We start from the raw sequence: 1,176 nt of genomic DNA, 5'->3' as shown, positions 1-1,176 counted from the left end.
GTATTGAACAGGAGTCATCTTCTTTAAGTTCCATTGATATCTGAAATTGTTATAGTACGTCATATAATTTATTATTTCTCTTTTAAGTTCTTCCAAAGTATTACACTGTTTTATATAGGCTTCATCTTTGAAGTGACCAAAGAATGACTCTTGGGGAGCGTTATCCCAACAGTTTCCTCTTCTTGACATTGATTGTCCAAGACCTAATTTTCTTAAGTGTTTTTGAAAGGTTGGACTAGTATAATGGACTCCTTGATCAGAGTGAATAAAAGCTCCTTCTGAAAATTTTACTCGTTTATTCTTCATTAGCTTTTCTAATGTATCAGTAGCTATATCTAATGTCATTCGACTGGACACAGTATATGCAAGTATTTCATTCGTTGAACTATCGTTAATGGTGGATAAATATGCCTTTAAACCATTACCGTAATATAAATATGTAATATCAGTGAGTAGTACTTTTCCTGGAATTGCTTGTTTAAAATCACGGTTTAATAAATTGGGCAGTACAGTGTGTTCTTGAGTGGCTTTCAACATTTTCTTATAAGGGTTAGCTCTTCTGGTAGGACATACAATCTTGTACTTCTTCATAATTCTTCGGATTCGCTTCAAATTGTATGTAATTTGTAACTGTCCTTCTAACGTCATCTTAATCTGGCGTGCACCTTTTTTGCGGCGTTTAAAATGAAAAGCCTTTAAAATATTTCCTTTAAGTATCAAGTCTTTTTCTTCTCTTTGTTCTCTTCTTTCCTGAGATTCAGAAGAAAAGTAGTTATAAAAACCTGAGCGAGAAACTCCCGTAATTTCGCATAAGTACCTCACCATATTTTTAAGTTCGTACTTTTCTATTACTGAACGTATTAAAAGAAAACTCTGTTCAGCAGAGACTTTTACTCGTTTTTCTCCAGCCCCCTTTCCATCATGTCTAACTTTTTTAGTAACTCGTTCTCAGCTCTCAACAATTGAATTTGTGCTTCTAATCTAGCATTCTTTTCTTCTAGAGAAAGCTCCTTCTGAGTTGGTCTCCCCGAATTATCACTACGTGTATCCCTAAGTCCCAATACTCCTGATTTATTATAAGTAGTACGCCATCTGGAGGCAGCCCTTTGTACTCTGACAATACCAATGACTTCAATATCAAAACCATTCTCCTCGAAAATCTGCCTTGGCCACTTT

General features: G+C 35.0%; 1 pseudogene. It reads right to left on the bottom strand.

Features of this window, described 5'->3' with window-relative positions:
• Positions 1-1,176: pseudogene (locus ACFFIX_RS27795) on the bottom strand (IS3 family transposase); the annotation flags it as partial.

The sequence above is a fragment of the Metabacillus herbersteinensis genome, assembly GCF_042433335.1.
GTDB classification, from domain to species: domain Bacteria; phylum Bacillota; class Bacilli; order Bacillales; family Bacillaceae; genus Metabacillus; species Metabacillus herbersteinensis.
The sequence above is the reverse complement of the archived record's forward strand: the minus strand, read 5'-3'. Positions and strand labels throughout refer to the sequence as shown.